This is a genomic window from Bacteroides sp. HF-4919 (genome assembly GCF_018860125.1).
In genome coordinates, this window is the sequence record NZ_JAHKNF010000010.1 from 250,015 (window position 1) to 266,979 (window position 16,965).

Annotated in this window: 18 protein-coding genes and 1 pseudogene; all 19 read right to left on the minus strand. The window is 34.9% G+C overall.

Going from position 1 to position 16,965, the window contains the following annotated elements; translation table 11 throughout:
* Positions 1 to 258: 258 nt before the first annotated feature.
* Complete coding sequence (locus KO473_RS17755) at positions 259 to 1,176, minus strand: aldo/keto reductase (protein ID WP_005821057.1); 918 nt, start codon at positions 1,174 to 1,176, stop codon at positions 259 to 261.
* Positions 1,177 to 1,196: 20 nt separating this feature from the next.
* Complete coding sequence (locus tag KO473_RS17760; protein WP_005821059.1) at positions 1,197 to 2,195, minus strand: 3-oxoacyl-ACP synthase III family protein; 999 nt, start codon at positions 2,193 to 2,195, stop codon at positions 1,197 to 1,199.
* An 8-nt stretch (positions 2,196 to 2,203) separates the two neighbouring features.
* Positions 2,204 to 2,359 carry a 3-oxoacyl-[acyl-carrier-protein] synthase III C-terminal domain-containing protein gene (locus tag KO473_RS23525; RefSeq protein ID WP_082193021.1) on the minus strand — a complete coding sequence of 52 codons (156 nt, stop codon included), beginning with the start codon at positions 2,357 to 2,359 and terminating at the stop codon, positions 2,204 to 2,206.
* Positions 2,350 to 3,069, minus strand: coding sequence for a ketoacyl-ACP synthase III (locus KO473_RS17765; RefSeq protein WP_232303455.1), 720 nt, complete (start codon positions 3,067 to 3,069; stop codon positions 2,350 to 2,352). Before KO473_RS17765 ends, KO473_RS23525 begins: the two co-directional genes overlap by 10 nt.
* Positions 3,070 to 3,234: 165 nt before the next feature.
* Positions 3,235 to 3,984 (minus strand): SDR family NAD(P)-dependent oxidoreductase, encoded by a 750-nt coding sequence (locus tag KO473_RS17770; protein WP_005821063.1) that lies wholly within the window; start codon positions 3,982 to 3,984, stop codon positions 3,235 to 3,237.
* Between the two features lie 2 nt (positions 3,985 to 3,986).
* A complete protein-coding gene (locus KO473_RS17775; RefSeq protein ID WP_005781543.1) occupies positions 3,987 to 4,214 on the minus strand; it encodes a hypothetical protein in 228 nt (75 codons plus the stop codon).
* Between the two features lie 17 nt (positions 4,215 to 4,231).
* Positions 4,232 to 6,028: a Coenzyme F420 hydrogenase/dehydrogenase, beta subunit C-terminal domain gene (locus KO473_RS17780; protein WP_005821067.1), complete on the minus strand. Its 1,797-nt coding sequence runs from the start codon at positions 6,026 to 6,028 to the stop codon at positions 4,232 to 4,234.
* A gap of 246 nt (positions 6,029 to 6,274) precedes the next feature.
* Positions 6,275 to 7,261 (minus strand): acyltransferase family protein, encoded by a 987-nt coding sequence (locus KO473_RS17785; protein WP_005781548.1) that lies wholly within the window; start codon positions 7,259 to 7,261, stop codon positions 6,275 to 6,277.
* A 2-nt stretch (positions 7,262 to 7,263) separates the two neighbouring features.
* Positions 7,264 to 8,292: a glycosyltransferase gene (locus tag KO473_RS17790; RefSeq protein WP_005821069.1), complete on the minus strand. Its 1,029-nt coding sequence runs from the start codon at positions 8,290 to 8,292 to the stop codon at positions 7,264 to 7,266.
* The gene (locus tag KO473_RS17795) at positions 8,289 to 9,392 is read right to left on the minus strand and encodes a glycosyltransferase (RefSeq protein WP_005821071.1); all 1,104 of its coding nucleotides are present in this window, start codon (positions 9,390 to 9,392) and stop codon (positions 8,289 to 8,291) included. Before KO473_RS17795 ends, KO473_RS17790 begins: the two co-directional genes overlap by 4 nt.
* On the minus strand, positions 9,379 to 10,689 hold the full coding sequence (locus KO473_RS17800; protein ID WP_005821073.1) for an O-antigen ligase: 1,311 nt from the start codon (positions 10,687 to 10,689) through the stop codon (positions 9,379 to 9,381). Before KO473_RS17800 ends, KO473_RS17795 begins: the two co-directional genes overlap by 14 nt.
* 43 nt (positions 10,690 to 10,732) lie before the next feature.
* Entirely contained in the window at positions 10,733 to 11,728 is a 996-nt protein-coding gene (locus tag KO473_RS17805) for an iron-containing alcohol dehydrogenase (protein WP_005821075.1), read from the minus strand.
* Positions 11,718 to 12,146 (minus strand): adenylyltransferase/cytidyltransferase family protein, encoded by a 429-nt coding sequence (locus tag KO473_RS17810; protein ID WP_005821077.1) that lies wholly within the window; start codon positions 12,144 to 12,146, stop codon positions 11,718 to 11,720. The genes KO473_RS17805 and KO473_RS17810 overlap by 11 nt, the downstream gene beginning before the upstream one ends.
* Positions 12,147 to 12,150: 4 nt before the next feature.
* Entirely contained in the window at positions 12,151 to 13,344 is a 1,194-nt protein-coding gene (locus KO473_RS17815) for a CDP-glycerol glycerophosphotransferase family protein (RefSeq protein WP_005821079.1), read from the minus strand.
* Positions 13,345 to 14,277: a glycosyltransferase family 2 protein gene (locus KO473_RS17820; RefSeq protein ID WP_122130636.1), complete on the minus strand. Its 933-nt coding sequence runs from the start codon at positions 14,275 to 14,277 to the stop codon at positions 13,345 to 13,347.
* Positions 14,274 to 14,912, minus strand: coding sequence for a polysaccharide deacetylase family protein (locus tag KO473_RS17825; RefSeq protein WP_005821083.1), 639 nt, complete (start codon positions 14,910 to 14,912; stop codon positions 14,274 to 14,276). The genes KO473_RS17820 and KO473_RS17825 overlap by 4 nt, the downstream gene beginning before the upstream one ends.
* Positions 14,909 to 16,048, minus strand: a complete 1,140-nt coding sequence (locus tag KO473_RS17830; protein WP_005821085.1) for a polysaccharide pyruvyl transferase family protein — start codon at positions 16,046 to 16,048, stop codon at positions 14,909 to 14,911. Before KO473_RS17830 ends, KO473_RS17825 begins: the two co-directional genes overlap by 4 nt.
* 98 nt (positions 16,049 to 16,146) lie before the next feature.
* Positions 16,147 to 16,629, minus strand: coding sequence for a UpxZ family transcription anti-terminator antagonist (locus tag KO473_RS17835; RefSeq protein ID WP_005821087.1), 483 nt, complete (start codon positions 16,627 to 16,629; stop codon positions 16,147 to 16,149).
* A 58-nt stretch (positions 16,630 to 16,687) separates the two neighbouring features.
* A pseudogene (updY, locus tag KO473_RS17840) lies at positions 16,688 to 16,965 on the minus strand (capsular polysaccharide transcription antiterminator UpdY); the annotation flags it as partial.

The following is a 16,965-nucleotide window of genomic DNA, read 5'->3' on the forward strand; positions in this document are numbered from 1 at the left end:
TTAATTTATTTTCCGATTACCTAATAAAACTGAGAAGCATTTATTTCCAATATAAGAACGGCTATTGAAGTGACAATTTCAGAAGAAGATACAATAAGTGTTAATCAAAATCTTCCGAGGAGCAGCATCTGTTTGATAACGGAATAAAAATTCACTTATATTCATTTTCTGTCATTTTTAGGTGCGACACAAAGGCAATAAAGAGAGGCAAATCGAACAAATGTCATACAATGAGTGCTCTTTTTTGGACACTTACCCTTATAGAATGGAAAAATCACAATTATCAGGGTCATACCTCAGCCGACTATTGATGTTAATACCGTCTATCAACTTCATATCCTCGTCAGACAACTCAAAATCGAAGATTTGGAAATTGCTCAACTGATGAGATGGCGTGAGTGAACGAACCAAAGGTATACAGCCGTTTTGTATATGCCAACGCAAAATGATTTGGATGAAGTTCTTGTTATACTTCTTTTCCAATTTTTTCAGTAGAGGCAAACGAACAAGTCTGTCATCATAACGTGCTATAGGCGTATATGCTTCAACTAATATATTGTTTTTCTTATAGTATTCTATAAGCGTTTTTTGAGTAAACAAAGGATGAATCTCAAACTGTCCTATTTCCGGCTTGTACTTGCATATCTTGAATATTTCCTCAAGGTGATGCTGATGACAGTTTGCCACACCAAGGTGGCGTACATAGCCTTCATCCTTCAACCTTTCCATCTCTCGCCATGTATCAAGATATAGTTCGGTGACTGGCCAATGAAACTGTAAAAGGTCAACATAGTCAATCCCCATCTCTTTTATATTTCTGAGGAACTCCTCTCTTACAGTATGATTTAGTTGTGCTCCATTACTAACTCTTGTAGTGATAAACAAGCTTTTTCTATCAACGCCACTTCTGCGTATGGCTTCTCCAATAAGATCCATATTGCCATAGGAGGCAGAAAAGTCAAGCAATTTATAGCCTATTTTAAAAGCATTGGCTACGTTATTGACATATCTTCTGCTACTCTCTTTTCTAAGATACAATTTGTTTATTACCCTAATAAAGAGAAGCGATAGACCTGTTCTTTGTTTTTTCATTTTTGGATTGTACCCCATTCCTCCAGGACCAAAACCTATCGATTGGATTTCATCTCCATTCTGTAGTTTGAATGTTGTTACCATAATTTCCCAAAAATCATATATTAAAATTGTAATATCGTCCCTCCCCAGCTAAGACCGACTCCAAATCCAGTAACCATAACTTGCATTCCTTCCTTGATTGTTCCACTATCCAAACAATCCTTCAAACCAATCAACACAGTAGACGAAACTGTATTGCCAATCTCTTCAAGATTCACATAGAACTTATCTTTTGGTAGCACACATACCTTTCGGATGGTGTTGAGCATAAATTTATTGGCCTGATGAAAGATGTAGTAATCCACTTTATCAGCAATTGTGTCATTTTTTTCCAGAACATCTTTCATCATGGACGGGACCGCTTCAAGAGTAAAATTGAAAATGCCGCTTCCGTCCATATAGAGATAATCGTCATAACGGGTATGTCCCTCGTCATCCACTTCGTTTTTCTCTGCACTGTCTTTGCATCTTGCAGCTCCGGTCCTCACAATAAGTTTTTCCGCACCACTGCCATCCGTGCCGAGAGAGAACTCACCGATTTTGGCAAATCCCTCAGTAGATATAAGGCAAGCAGCTGCACCATCGCCAAAGATGGCACGATTGCTTTTATCAGATGGATGAAGATACTTGGTATATGTCTCTGCCGTCAATAATAAAACGTTCTTTGCGACACCCGCAGTAATAATGCCTTTGGCTAAAGCCATTCCATAAATACAACCGGAGCACCCTAAATTAAAATCAAATGCTCCTGCTGACGTGGGGATACCGAGCCTATGCTGAAGAATACAAGCTGTTGATGGCAGGAAATGGTCAGGACTCTGTGTACAGAGCATCACGAAGTCGATATTCTCCGGCCTGACGCTATATTCCTCAAACAATTTGCGGGCTGCTTTCCCGGCCATGTCACCTGCCGTTTCGTTTTCAGCGGCAAGGCGACGGGAATTGACTCCCACCTTCCTTGCTATCTTGTCAACACTCCATTCAGGGAACTCTTTCACCAATTCCTCATTAGTCATCACCCTTTCGGGCAAATAATATGATATGCCTTTAATATAAACCATTATTTTATTTAAAATTTCAAAACAGTGGCAGCCCACGATAATCCGACACCAAATCCAGCAATCATTACTTGCTGTCCCTTTTGTATCTTATTCTCATCAAGACAATGTTTTAACGCAATCGGGATTGTTGAAGACGTGGTGTTGCCTGTGTTCTCTATATTAATATAGAATTTATCTTTTGTATGCTACATACTTTACGTATGGTGTTGAGCATGAATTTATTTGCTTGATGAAATACATAATAATCCATATGCTCTTTCTTTACATTATTTTTACTAAGCGTATCATCAATTAGTTGTGGAACACGATCAATCGTAAAATTGAAAACTTGCTCACCATTCATATAGAAATAATCGTCACGCCTAACATTGTCCGCCCCGTCTTTTTCCTCATGTCCTGTCCGCGCAAGATGCCTTGAACCGCAGTTTTTTACAATAATAGCCTCCGCACCGCTTCCATCAGTACCGTATACGGTTTCCCCTATTTCTGCAAGGCCCTCATTGAATATCAACGTTGCCGTGGCACTGTCACCGAAAAGTATCCGGTTCTTGTCCTCAGGATGGAGATATTTCGAAATGGTATCACCTGTGAGCAACAATACATTGCGTGCCAAACCTGAATCTATGAAACTTTTAGCCATTGCTAATCCGTATGTATAACCGGAGCACCCTAAATTAAAATCAAATGCTCCAGCAGTGGTTGATATACCAAGTCTATGCTGCAAAACACACGATGATGCAGGAAGAAAATAGTCGGAGCTTTGTGTGGAGAAGATAATGAAATCGATAGACTTACGGTCAACATTCCACTCTTCAAACAACTTGTTAGCGGCTTCACAAGCCATGTCCGCAGCTGTCTGATTCTCTGTAGCCACATATCTTTGATTTACTCCTACACTCTTCGCTATCTTAGTAATGTCTATATTTCCAAAAAAAATTGAAGCCCCACTATTTGTCAATATATTTTCACACATAGAGAGAGGGGGGGGGGGAGAATATTGAAATAGCCTTTATACACGCCATAGTTTTCTTTTTATAAATTATAATTTACTTATCCCTCCGGTCAGTTTTATACTGGATCCTGTCATCCATGCGGAAGCGTCCGACAATAGATAAACGGACAGGTTGGCAACATCTTCCGGTTTTCCATAGCGCTTGAGAGGATATTTCTTTTCGTCCTCTTTCAACTCTTCCTCCGTGATGCCTCCCTTGTAAATGAGATCTGTCCAAATCATAGCAGGAAGAATACAGTTCACTCTTATCAATCTTGGAGCAAGCTCTAAAGCCAGACAGTTGGCGTACGAAATGACAGCACCTTTGGATGCACAATACATTGCATTGCCAATAGTAGGAGAATCGTAGGCAATAGATGCTATGAACACTATAGAAGCCCCTTTGTTAATTTTCTTTTGCCTTAACAACTCAGTTTGAAACATAACAGGGGCTTTAAAATTTACATCCATCATATTATCAAGGTCGCTTTCTTGAAGCTGCTTACACAAAATCCGCTGTCCAATTCCGGCACAATGTACGACACCATCCAATTTAGGCAGTTGTCTGACCATGATTGCAACAGCATCTGTTTGGCTGAGATCGGCAATCAATGAGAGATTTTCTTCCCCTCGCATTTCCCGCAATGTTTCTGCAAGTCTTTGCTCATTTCTGCCATTGATTATCACAGACGCTCCCATCTTGGAACAGGCTATGGCTATGCCGCGGCCTATCCCAGATGATGCTCCAGTCACGAGAATTGTCTTTCCCTTGAGTGTGAAAGGATTGAATATATCCATTTTTACTTTTCAGCTACAAGATTAAACAAATCCTCTACAGTAATACACTCACGGATTTCCTTACCAGTAATAGTTTTACCATAAATGGTCTTTACCATGGCGATCACGCCCATACCTGCAAGACTTCCCCACTCGTCGAGTTCATGAAATTCGGTGTAAGCCTGGATTTCTGACGCATCTGTGTCATCAAACTGTTCTGCGAAGTTCGCAACAAATTCTTTTAAATTCATATACTTATTTTTTCTAATTAATATTTCCATAAAATATCCTCATCGACTATTTGAGCCGGATGCCCTGAAACCATGGCATGTGCCGGAACATTACTTATAACAAAAGATTTTGCACCAATAATCGCCCCATCTCCAATCCTGACTCCATTCATAATAGTGCAAGATTCACATAACCATGCCTTATCACCAATAATTACAGGTTTTGTATTCTTATATCCCTGACGATTGATATAATGTGATCCATTATTGTCCCTGACAGTAACATTGCGTCCTATCATCACCCTATCACCAAATTCAATATGCTCACCACAAACAACTGTCAATCCGATATTGGAACCACCATGCCCTTTAAAAGTAAGTGTGGCACCACTGAATATCTCTATGTCTGAACCGTAACCGATGATGGTTCCAGGGCCGAGATTAAGCGTAGCTCCTGCATCTACCGACAAGCGTGTTTCAAGCTTTGATTTACGGAATTTTACCTTTTGTCCAAGAAATGTGATGCCTTGCTTGCGGATAGTGGCAGTTTTGTTTATATGAATGATGCAATAAGGAGCAGGCAACAATATATTGCCGCGAAAGATTTCACCGATAGTATTGTATTTCAGTAACTGCCAGAGTGGACGTGGACGCATTTGCGTGGTTTTCATAATGGTGCAAACATAGCCGAGCCTATCCTTAACAAACTGTTTTTTACCCTGTTTACATGGCAAGATATATTTATTGGCAAGTTCTGTGAAAGTCATCCGGTCCAAGTCTTTAAAAAATTGATTGCGGTTTACCAAGGGAGTACCCAAAGGCTGATTGAGGGCAGGGTTACTTTTTTCTGCCAGAGAAAATGGTACTTCAAGATAATTGATGCGCTGCTTGGTCCTCTCAAAATAGGCTTTGCCTTTCTTCGAGTTAACCATCACGAGTGACGTACCAAGGTTTTTATCCATAGAAGTATTGATTTTCTCTATCCCCCAAAAATCGGCAAGAGTAATGTCGGCTATACGTGGATATCCTTTGAACTTACACTCATAGCATGAAGGGCGACAGTAAACATTGGTTTGCAGATATCCCTTGGTATAGTTTGACTGGTCCTTAGTCTCATAAACATGCTTGCCGTTGGCTAAAATCACTTTCTGCGTAAGGTTGCGCCAACCGTATTCTTTCGACTTAGCCTTACAATAAATAACCTTAGAACCATAGCGCTCCTCAAACGAATCAAGGTACTTACGCCATACTTTAGGAGAATTAATACCACGACAGATGTAATCAACAATAATTAGATTATCATAATCTTTGCGAAGGAAAGCACGCAAAGCAGTCATCTGGCAGGGACTTCCACAAATGAGAATCTTTTCCCCTGCACACAATAATTTTCTAACCTGTACAAAGAACCCCTCAAAAGAACTCTGCAAATACTTGGAACTCCTGATACGGGGAAGATCAGTCTTGTCATTGGAAATGTATTGGCGAACAGAAAAATCTTCATTAAATACTGCGCCACCCACATACCCCTTGTCTTTGTACATAATATCAGCCAAAGCCGAGAATAAGCCTCCAGAAGTGGAATCAAATACAACCTCCATATTTTTATGTTCGGCCGCATAGTACACCGGTTGCGAAAGGTCATTCTTCTTCAATTCCTTTATATTGATTATGGGACACACTTTCTCGCATAATTCACAATTTACACATTTATCCTTATTCACTGTCGGATACCAAAAACCTTCAATATCAGTCTTGAATGTTATTGCGCCATGAGCACATGCATCTCCACAAGCATTGCAGCCGCAACATTTGGTCTTATCTATAATATTTATCATAAATGAAATTTATCACCTTATAAACCTATTCGTTTTTGTAAACGTCCAAAACATTATATGCGTCTTTCAAATGAATGCCAATAGGCACTCGTCTCTCATTCCGAACAATCACTACTGTATATAAATATTTATATTTAAATTGCGGCAAAGATAAAAGCCCAATGAGAACATTTCAAGACATCATTTGGGAACGCTTACACAATAACATATACAATGACATCAAAGCTACACAAATTACCAAACAGATCATTTCCCTAATATCCAAGATAATTTTCTATTAAAAAGCTCTGTTATAAGAAATAATATTACCCACATGGAAACATGGCGTATTACCGAAGACAGAACCGGAGAAATATCCATAGAATTCATTCCTTGAATTAAGCATAGTTGTATGCATTGAGAAAATGCTAACACAAAAAATGTATTCTTGCCCCAATATGAAAAGATATAAAACCAAGGCTTTAATACAGTATATTCCATATATTTAGTCAATAACATTGATAATTGAATAATAAACAAAATACCTAATATTGCGCCTATATATACTGGTATTAAAGAAGTTATAATGTTGTAGCACATATCTAAATGATAAAATTGAGCAATTAGTCCACCGATACAAAATGATATAAGTAAAAAACTAAAAGTCTTCTTGACAGACTTATCTCTCCATACATTTAAAATAAAATCAGCCAATTTATTACCTAAACCCAGAAAACTTACGGCTAAGAAAACTGAAGAAATAGCCCATGGCAATAAAAGGTGCACCTCTGATAACCAATAGCTAAGATAAGCAAATACAATCAAAATCACTACAAAGAACTTTTTATTACGACTCAGTAAATGATAAAAAATATAATATAAAAGCTCAGCCAGAAATAATATAGGTACAAACCACAACGCAATGCCCCCCCATCCATGAACAAGCACTTCTAAAAACCTATCCTTAAATGTATTTACTTCATAAGATTCAGATATTCCTATGACTAGAATAGAAAACACAAAAAAAGGAACTAATAAAGTACGCAACTTGCGATATAAAAAAAAGTTCAAAGATTTATAGTTTCCTACTTTAAAAGTCATTCCAGATATAAAAAAGAAGAAAGGCATATGGAATGACCAAATCCAATTCGAAATAATCGATGGTAACCGAGTATGCCCAACTACCATTAAAACAATACAAATACCTTTTGCAACATCAATCCACTCTATCCGTTTTGAAATACGAGCCCCCATATTTACTCCATATAAAAAAATGAAGCGACGTACTTTTGAGATCTTTCCTCAAAATTATAACATGAAATATTTTTAGCTAATACATTATAATAGATAGGATTGCAAATTTTCAGCACGGCATTTTTTAAAGAATTTCTATCATCCAAATCAAATCTAATCCCATTTACATCTTCTGCCACAAGGTCCATAGAACACCCTACTTTATTGCTTACAATTACTGGTAACCCATTATTCATAGCCTCCTCAATAACCAATCCCCATGGCTCTGATTTAGAAGGCAAAACAAAAACATCATTACTCTGGTAATAATGAAATATCTTATCATTAGAGATAGCCCCTAAAAAAGAGATATTAAATGACGCCATTTTTTTCAATACCTCCTCTTGAGGACCAAAACCTATAATATTCAATTTTAAATCTGGTAAAGAATTGAACACATCAATCAGAAGTTTAAGATTTTTTTCTTCCGACAAACGACCAACATATAAAAAGTTCCGAATTTGTGTCTTATAAACAAAGGAAGGTTGATTCACATAATTAAAAACTCCAACTCCTTTTGTTTTGATTATTTTTCCCGAAAAAGACAAAAGTTTCAATAATTCAATATGTGGTTCTCCCGAAGCGTAAGCCAAGTATATTCGTTTTAAAAAAAATCTTTTTAACAGTCCTCGCAAACCTCTAATAGACGACTCATAATAAGTTGATTCTACCACCACTGCATTTTTACTCTTTGGAGAGAGAAAAGCTAAAAACCAGAGATAAAAAGAATCCCACCCCGATAGAATTAAACTGCGATATGAATAATCACGCTTTAACAACCGCCATAGATAAATCAAACGAGAGCCTTGTAACTTCGATAAAATAACATAGTCAAATTTAATCCCTTGAGAAACAAAATCTTTATTTCTCCGACTATTCATTTCATAAAGAAAAATCACAAAAACACGCTTTTTTTCGCACAGTCTATTCAAGAGATTCACTTTATAAAAGGCCGGCAATGGCGTTACAAATATAACATCAATTTGTTTCATAATCCTTTGTTTATAGATTCAACTCTATTAAAAGCATTACTCCATGCCATCGGAGAAAAATAGTGCAGTAAAGCGTCTCTATGGTTTGAATATTTCTCAAACCAAGCATCATTCATCTGAGATAACTGAAGAATGCACATTTTAAGTTGTTCCTTATCAAAATTAGAGTAAACATAATTAATATCTTTCAACTCAGGATAGCTTATTGTAGAAACAACTAGCTTATTACACGCCAAGTATTCTATAATTTTTGATGGGAAATTATTTTTATTTTCAGCCAGATTAGGATCTCTAAAACTTAGACATACTGTAAATCTTTTCAAATAAGAAAGATAATCTGTGTAATTTAGATATCCCAAATAATGTATATTCGCATATTTAGAAGCATATTTCATCACCAACGATTCATCCTCCCCTCTACCAGATACGTAAAGTTCACACTTTGGCAATTCGGAAAAAACATCTAATGCCATCTTTATACCTGTCACCTTTTTTAATGCACCAGAAAAGAAAAATGCATTTTTTACAATTTCCCCATTAGTTTCTTTTATAGAGTTGATGGCATTCATTGGAACAATTCCAGGCATATAAACTATATTTTTGTTTTGTATTGTTAAACGTTCCGACAAAGCCAAAATTCCATCAACAAATCTAGACAAACATATTTCCGCAACTTTAGTTATAGAAAAAAGCCTATTAGATGGAGTATGGTCTGCTAGTAAAACATAAATTTTCTTACGATAGATTACTTTCAAAAGCATAAAAGCAAGTAAGTTATGCCTTTCAAGATTATAAAACCAAATAGAATCATCATTGCGTAACAGACTGACTATTAACAAATTTTCCACCAAATAATTTAAATGCCTTAGCATTGGAAAACTTCCAAATACACGAACCTGAATAAATTTTACTTTCTGAATTGAAGGTAATTCCGCCAATATATTTTTTCTCACATTCAGAGGAACTTCTGAATACACTTTACTAAAACAGTTACCCTCAATAAGATTACTACAAAAATTTGTCACACATTGAGAGCCATATAAAGAGACCAATTCTTGTGGTATATAATTGCAATATAATGAACGATTAACAAGAAGCATATTTATTTTCTAATTCAAATTTTTCCCTATGAATATAAATACTGAGAACTAAAAACATTATATATTGTGTTGATAGAGTTGCACCATTTGGAGAAACAAATGCTACAAAAAGATAATTAAATAGCAGCACTAATATCAAATAATCAAAAATGCTTTTCTTTTTATACTTACGTAATAATGAGAAGATTTTTATAACCGGAAACAACACCAGCACAATGCCAAATAAACCTACGTCAACCATTTTAGCTAGAAAGGTATTTTCATAATTACTCCCAATAAATTCGCCCTCTCTACCCCCCTTTATAGGAACACTACCAACCCCATGACCTATCAATAGGACTAATTTATTTTCCTGCATGTAATCAATACCATTCTTCCATTGCCGTATCCTAGTATCATCAGCTTTACTAGTAGATTTGTCATCCCCAAGATACCTTTCCAAAAGATATTCATTAGAAGATAATAATGAAGTAATTACTGAACCTGATGCAATAAGTATTATAGAAAAAATTACCAATAAAATAACCCGATTCCCTTTTGCACAAATCACATAATAGACAAAACCAGCAAAAAACATTAATAATACAATCACAAATATTTGTCGGGATCCCGTAAACCAAGATCCTATTAAAGGAAGAAAAGAACATAACAAATAAAAAAATTGGCTCTTCGTTTTTGAGGAATGATATAGTAAATAAAATGATGAGAGTACGCAGAAAGAGAAATAAACCCCAAATGTGCTAACAGACTCAGCTAAGAAGCTACAACGATTCATAGCTAAATCTTCCTCTGCCAAATAAGATATATCTTCATGAGCGCTTAATACCAAAAATTTAAAAAGCAATGTTTGGCTATCAATAATAAGCCCTATTGATAAAAACAGTCCAAGCAACGAAAAAAACTTAAATATAGAACGTGGATTATATTTTGAAGAATTTAATAAATACGATGAAAACAAAACCACATGAAATCCTGCGGTATACATCCATAAAGCAAATCCAACTCTAATTAAGCCATATCCTTGAAAAAAAAAGGCGTATATACAATACGGTATACATAAAAATGTTAGTAACAATAAATCTTTTTCTATCTTTATCAACGAACGATTTTTATACCTTCCAAAAGAGCACATCAAAAGGGAAAAACCTATAAATGTCAAAATTTGCCTCCAGATCGTAAATGGAGTACCTTTAGTCAAAAAAGAAAATAAACCACCATTTATAACTAAGAAAAAAGAAATACAATAAAATAAGGTTATATAATTAGAGTATTTAGAGGCATTAAATTTCATCAACATTTATCCACAGCTATTAGCATACATAAAACAATTTAAATTTCCCCTATCTTCCCACTAAGTTCAAAACAGTATACCTATTTCTTATCATTTTAGCTAAAGGTATCATTTTCATAAAATCAATCTCGGAAAATTGGATATACTGTTTTATCATGCTATTTAAACCGATTCGAGAGAAATAACTGTTTATCATATTATACTCACTTTCAGTTCTCAGCAGTTTCTCTATCAACAAATGCGCCCACGCCACTTGAATACCATGTATAGTAGACTTGTCAGAAAAATATTCATCAATGGCGTGACTCATTAAATGCTCAGAACCACTCGTCCCACGTGTATTGCCAGAATGTATCATGGATAATCCGGAAGTTATTAACCCCCTTGCAAGATCAGCTAAAAATACATCTGTATATAAATCTTTCTCAGAATATCTTAAAATAGAAACAGCAGCTTCTTTTGCCAACATAAAAGATAATTCATCAATCTTTTCTCCTGTGGAAAGTCTAGATAACTCCCAGTCCTTTACAGCACTCAAATTTGATAAAAGATCACCTACACCTGCCAAAATCAACTGCTTGGGAGACTTCTTCACAATCGATAAATCCACTACAATTCCGATAGGAGGTTTAACTCCAAAACTTTTTTTCTTCTCATTACACGTTAAGCGTGCAACTGGAGAATAAATAGCATCGTTAGAAAGTGTTGATGGCATGGCTATGTAAGGGATATTCATATCTGTTGCCGCATACTTGACAATATCTAAAATACTACCTCCACCAAACGCAATAAAAAGTGTATCTAAATTATCACATTGTTTTTTCAATAAAGAGTATTCTTCTACCTTTCCTCCTTGGACAAGAATTAAACTATCAAATTTATTACTATCTATAAAGTGACTGTAAAGAGTATATAATTCAGGAGAAGTCACTAAAGTTTTATGAGAGAAAAACAGATGACTGGATGTGAGCATTTTATCAACTCTACCAAGTACTCTATTATCAATCTCCACAAAAACAGGTATTTCTAAATGCTTATAAAACATTATTCAACTCTTGAATAGATTTAATTATTTTAGATGTACTTATACCTTTAGTATACGGAAGATAAACTAATTCAATCTGATGCTTTTGCAAAAACTCTGGAGTCATACATATCTGATTTAAGTACCCTTCACCTGTCCAATCATCACCATGCACTATAATATCTACATTATACTTAATTACATAAAGTTTATTATCCAAATCTGGAATAATAAAAGCTTCATCTACATAGGAGCAAGCTTTAACTACTGCCAATCGATCATTCTCGTTAATAACAGGCTTTCTTTTATAATTAGCAACCATTTCATCACTATTAATAGCAACAACCAACCTATCTCCAAGACCTTTCGCTTTTTTTAAGAGCTCAACATGTCCACGATGAAACAAGTCAAATACCCCTATTACATATACAGTTATCATATATCTAAAAAATCAAACCGTTTTTATTAAGTTTATCTATTACATGCATCAACCGATAGCAAGCTTGATCATCTTTATATAAATTAAATTTGTTTTGAGTTTCCTTTTTATAAGTTTCGGGAGTTTTTAAAAAAGACTTGAGGGACTCTAAATCAGATAAAATAGGCCCAGGAAGAACCTCACTAATGTTATCAAAAGTCAAGCCTCTTGACTTTTGATATTCATCTATGTCATTCATTACAAATCCCATTGGCCTATCTAAAATATCATAATCAATCCAAACCGAAGAATAATCCGTTAGTAAGAAATCTGTTGCCCCCAGTAATGGATAAAGCTGAAAAGAAAAATCATTTTGTTTCACTATCATAATATTAGTAAACAATGGGAAATCAACCGTTTGCAATATATCCATTGGATGCAACTTTACAATCAACAAAATTTTAATTTCCGATAAAAAAATATTCAGATCTTGCAAGTCTGCTATATTCAAAAAAGAAATAGTATCGTTCGTTGAAATACCATCAGTTCTTGTTTCTCCAATAATCGAAGTACGGAAAGTTGGTAACCAAATGCCAACAGAACAATAGTCGGTCCTTTGGATATTTCTTTTAGAAAAGAAGTCTGTCTTTTGAAAAAGTAAATCATTGCGCGGTTGTCCAACAAGTAACACTCTACTCAGATCCAGATTATTAAAACTTTTAGACATCAATTCCCTAAAAATTTCTGATGTAGCAATTAAATAATGAGCTTTAGTCTTATTAACTCCATGTTTGGCAGGATCCATTGAACCTATCCGCTTTAATGGCATGCCATGCCACAAATTTATCAACTTATCTCTTTGACTGATATCCCAGAAACTATATAATCCATGAGTACAAAAAACAAACTTAGCCCTAAAAAAATACCAAAAAGCTAATAATGAAAATCTAAATACAACTTTTGTATTCGAATTTTTCGACAAAATATCCTTTTTACATGCTTTATAACCTGTCTTATCAGAAAGTACCCATACTTTCAAATAATGATCATATTGCTTTGATCCAGAAATATATTGAAATAGAGCATAAGCATTATCAGTATAATCCGGAAAACTAGAAAACAACATAACAGAATCTCTCTTTATTATCCTAGAGAATAAAATTCCTGTTGAAGCTATAAAAGAAGAAAAAGACAATTTCATTAAAGTATTATTAATCATTCACATACCGTATTTTTTATGGAGGAGCGAATAAGTACCATAAGGATAAATAATAAACAGAACTAAAGATAATTTATATTTTAAGGATATAGAAGTAGAAAACAATACATATGATAGTCTACTTTTAATATAGAAAATTATTTCGCGTCTATAGGTATTATCTGGAATATCAGTTCTCACATAAGCCATGAAGCATTGAAATATCATAAATGAATAAACATTTGCTATATCTGTTTCTTGAATAGACGGAGAAGCATTCTTTAAAATCCAAGGTATTTTCATACAAGACATAACTTTCTGACTAATTCCAGAGTGATTAGCACTTCCTTGCCTCTGCCTATAATGATAAAAACATTGGTTTGTCCTCAGCACTACTTCAGAGTCTGCGACCACTTGATATTGAAATAAAAAATCCTCCCAATGATGTACTTCTTTAGAAAAACATTTTCCAATAAATAAAGATGTCCTATATAATCCTAAACACATAGAAGCCGGAAACGAAAATGCAAGAAGTAAATCGATAGCTTGCTTCTTACTATATTTATCTATCTTCAACTGTCTTTGAACATCTTCAAAATAATGAGAAGAGATACAAATATCAGCTTGATTAGATAATAATAAATTCAAGAAGCATTCAATCATATTGCTATCTATCCAATCATCCGAATCGACAAAACAAATAAATTCTCCGCTCGCTACGCTGATCCCTGTATTCCTGGACTCACTTACACCACTATTCTTCTTATGGATAACATGTATCCTGTCATCTGCCAAAGCATATTGATCACATATATATCCAGACTTATCAATACTCCCATCATCAACCAGTATCAGTTCTATATTAGGATAAGTCTGATTCAATATACTATCAATGCACTCTTCTAGATACTCTTCAACATTATAAACAGGAACTATTACAGAAACCTTATTCATAAAACACTAGCATTCATTGACTTGTATTTAAATCCTTTATTTTCAAGTCGTGATAAAAACAATGGTAATAGCTGTAGTGTATTTAAACTATGTTCTTCAGAAAAATGAAACAACACAATGTCTCCACCACTTATCTGTTTCGTGATCTTATCAATATGTGTTTGTACATCCTCTAACTTTACATAATCTTGCATGTCAACAGACCATTTTATTATATCATAATGTTTTTTCAAGAGAAATAGCTCCATAATTTTCAAAGATCCGAAAGGCGGCCTAAACAACTTCGCATGCAATATATCATTACACTTAGACACATCCTTCACATAATCTTGACTCCTGACATCAACACCCTTTAAATGAGAATAAGTATGATTACCAATTGCATGTCCTCTTTCCTTTATTTTCCTATACAACAAAGGATATTCATGCACCTTTTCTCCAATACAGAAAAATGTAGCTTTTGCATCATACTTATCCAGTATATCCAAAATAAATTCCGTGATTAGAGGATCAGGTCCATCATCAAAAGTTAAATAAATATCTGTATCTGATGTTTTTACCTTTTCTATTACCGAAAATTTAAGAATGATTGACTTAATCCTAAATTTAACTCTTTCCAACAAAAAAGATATCATTTTGATAAGCTTTGTAACAAATCCCCCTTAGATTTTTTTCTATTAACATCAAGAATCTGATTAACTTTTTCCCAATTAATTTTTTTATTTATTTTTTGTTCATCTAATTCAGTTACCGAACTAATTAAACGATCTTCTAAATCGAACATCCTCAATAAAGAATGAAACCGAGTAAGCCCTCTTCCTTTATTAGCATAAGCGACAAAAGGCTTATTGAACATAATAGAAAAGACACATGCGTGAAAGGAATCTGTAATTACATATTTTGCATCAGAAAAACCTTTCAACCACTCTTCAACGGGAGAAGCTATTCGCTCTATCGCTGATAAACTTATATCATTTGTGTTAGGATTATTATTATAAAATATATCATATCCAAGAACTGTTTGGAGTTTTATCACAGCATCTTGTTTGTCAATAGTCTTATCCAAAATATAGACCATCAACCCCTTTTCAGATAGATCATTTTTTGCAATATCTCCCATTAATGCAACATATTTATTAACATCTAATAACATCGTCGGGTCTAATACATGGGTAGAATTTACATCAAAATATTTCCGGCATAACATAACCCCAGAATCTTCACGAACACCAACAAACGAAAATAACTTCAATAAACGTTGACAATTAAGAGTTTGTTTTTTAGAAAACATCCACCTATCAACACCAAATGAAGCAGCATACGCAATCCTTCTCACATTCCAATCTTTAGCAAACTCCAAAAATGCGTCCTCCACATGAAAAAAATAATCCGGACGCCATATTTGATCACTACCTACAACCCATATATCCACAGATTCCTTTTTTATTGATCTAAAATTCTCAATATTCACAATAGGATAGATATATTTATCGACAAATAATTTTGTATGAGATTGAATAAGAGAATTTATCTTTTTAATATCTTTTTCCGCAAAGACAGATAAATTCTTCTGTCTCCAAATGTATTTCATAAAGAATCTCTTCATATAAATTAATGGCCAAACAAATGGTGAAATTTCACGTACATAAATCTTATTATACAATGTAACATCATACCCATTTTCTTTCAAAAAGCTCATTAATGCATATGCTTGTAATATTCCACCATAATTTGCATCTAGTGGCAATGTTATTATACCTATTTTCTTCAAAATTTATACATTTACAAAAAGTAACTAAAAACGAACCAATAAATCATATATAGCACTATTACACCTAAAATATAAACATATAATTTAGTAATAGATTATTATTCTATATCCGTATTCGGATATGGATTTTCCTCCAAACTCTTTAAATGCTCTACAATCTCAAACTCTTCCCTCGTCAATTCCCGATCCTTCCAACCGTCTATTATTACGTGTGCCTCCGCCGCCAACTCTTCGTCAAAGACCTCGGCGTAACAGGCTACCAACAAACGGCATTTCAAAAGCGAGACGGGAAGTGTATCCAAGATATCCCAACTACGATTGAGAACCGACTGGATTTTATCTTCCTTATCACCGTGATTATAAATGGTAGCATTATAGCCGGTCAACAAAGCGATACAAAGAGAAGCTTCCTCTTCAAGAGTACGTCCGTGTGAACCGAAAAGATGCTCACAACGATGATACACATCCGTATTCAATTGGCGGAAACGGTCGGAGTAGATGGGTTCGCCATCCAGACCTAAATGGAGAAGTTCGTGCGAAACAGCGCACAAAGAATCGATTTCTGATTGCAAAGACAACATGGTGATTTATTTATGTATTGGAATATGCACCACAGAGGGCACAGAGTTCACTGAGTTTTTAATTCTTTATTAGCTCGATTAAAGAGGGATGAATGAAAGCAGTAGCAACTGCCATAACCCCCTGGATGGAAACCACCACACGGCGGTCACCTTTAATACGGACAAACTCACCCTCGACTCCCTCGAAGATGCCGCCCGTGACACGGACGCGGTCTCCCTTCTTCATGGAAACGGCGGAAGGGTCCAGATAAACAACCTGTTCATCGTAATTACCGGCAACAGCAATAAAACTACGCATCTGGACTTCAGGAATGGTAATGGGCTGACGGGTCTCAC

What these genes read in the sequence shown, in the direction of transcription:
- KO473_RS17755 (WP_005821057.1), bottom strand. Translation starts at nt 1,176, where the DNA reads ATGGTAACAACATTCAAACTACAGAATGGAGATGAAATCCAATCGATA.
- KO473_RS17760 (WP_005821059.1), bottom strand. Translation starts at nt 2,195, where the DNA reads ATGGTTTATATTAAAGGCATATCATATTATTTGCCCGAAAGGGTGATG.
- KO473_RS17770 (WP_005821063.1), bottom strand. Translation starts at nt 3,984, where the DNA reads ATGGATATATTCAATCCTTTCACACTCAAGGGAAAGACAATTCTCGTG.
- KO473_RS17775 (WP_005781543.1), bottom strand. Translation starts at nt 4,214, where the DNA reads ATGAATTTAAAAGAATTTGTTGCGAACTTCGCAGAACAGTTTGATGAC.
- KO473_RS17780 (WP_005821067.1), bottom strand. Translation starts at nt 6,028, where the DNA reads ATGATAAATATTATAGATAAGACCAAATGTTGCGGCTGCAATGCTTGT.
- KO473_RS17785 (WP_005781548.1), bottom strand. Translation starts at nt 7,261, where the DNA reads ATGGGGGCTCGTATTTCAAAACGGATAGAGTGGATTGATGTTGCAAAA.
- KO473_RS17790 (WP_005821069.1), bottom strand. Translation starts at nt 8,292, where the DNA reads ATGAAACAAATTGATGTTATATTTGTAACGCCATTGCCGGCCTTTTAT.
- KO473_RS17795 (WP_005821071.1), bottom strand. Translation starts at nt 9,392, where the DNA reads ATGCTTCTTGTTAATCGTTCATTATATTGCAATTATATACCACAAGAA.
- KO473_RS17800 (WP_005821073.1), bottom strand. Translation starts at nt 10,689, where the DNA reads ATGTTGATGAAATTTAATGCCTCTAAATACTCTAATTATATAACCTTA.
- KO473_RS17805 (WP_005821075.1), bottom strand. Translation starts at nt 11,728, where the DNA reads ATGTTTTATAAGCATTTAGAAATACCTGTTTTTGTGGAGATTGATAAT.
- KO473_RS17810 (WP_005821077.1), bottom strand. Translation starts at nt 12,146, where the DNA reads ATGATAACTGTATATGTAATAGGGGTATTTGACTTGTTTCATCGTGGA.
- KO473_RS17815 (WP_005821079.1), bottom strand. Translation starts at nt 13,344, where the DNA reads ATGATTAATAATACTTTAATGAAATTGTCTTTTTCTTCTTTTATAGCT.
- KO473_RS17820 (WP_122130636.1), bottom strand. Translation starts at nt 14,277, where the DNA reads ATGAATAAGGTTTCTGTAATAGTTCCTGTTTATAATGTTGAAGAGTAT.
- KO473_RS17825 (WP_005821083.1), bottom strand. Translation starts at nt 14,912, where the DNA reads ATGATATCTTTTTTGTTGGAAAGAGTTAAATTTAGGATTAAGTCAATC.
- KO473_RS17835 (WP_005821087.1), bottom strand. Translation starts at nt 16,629, where the DNA reads ATGTTGTCTTTGCAATCAGAAATCGATTCTTTGTGCGCTGTTTCGCAC.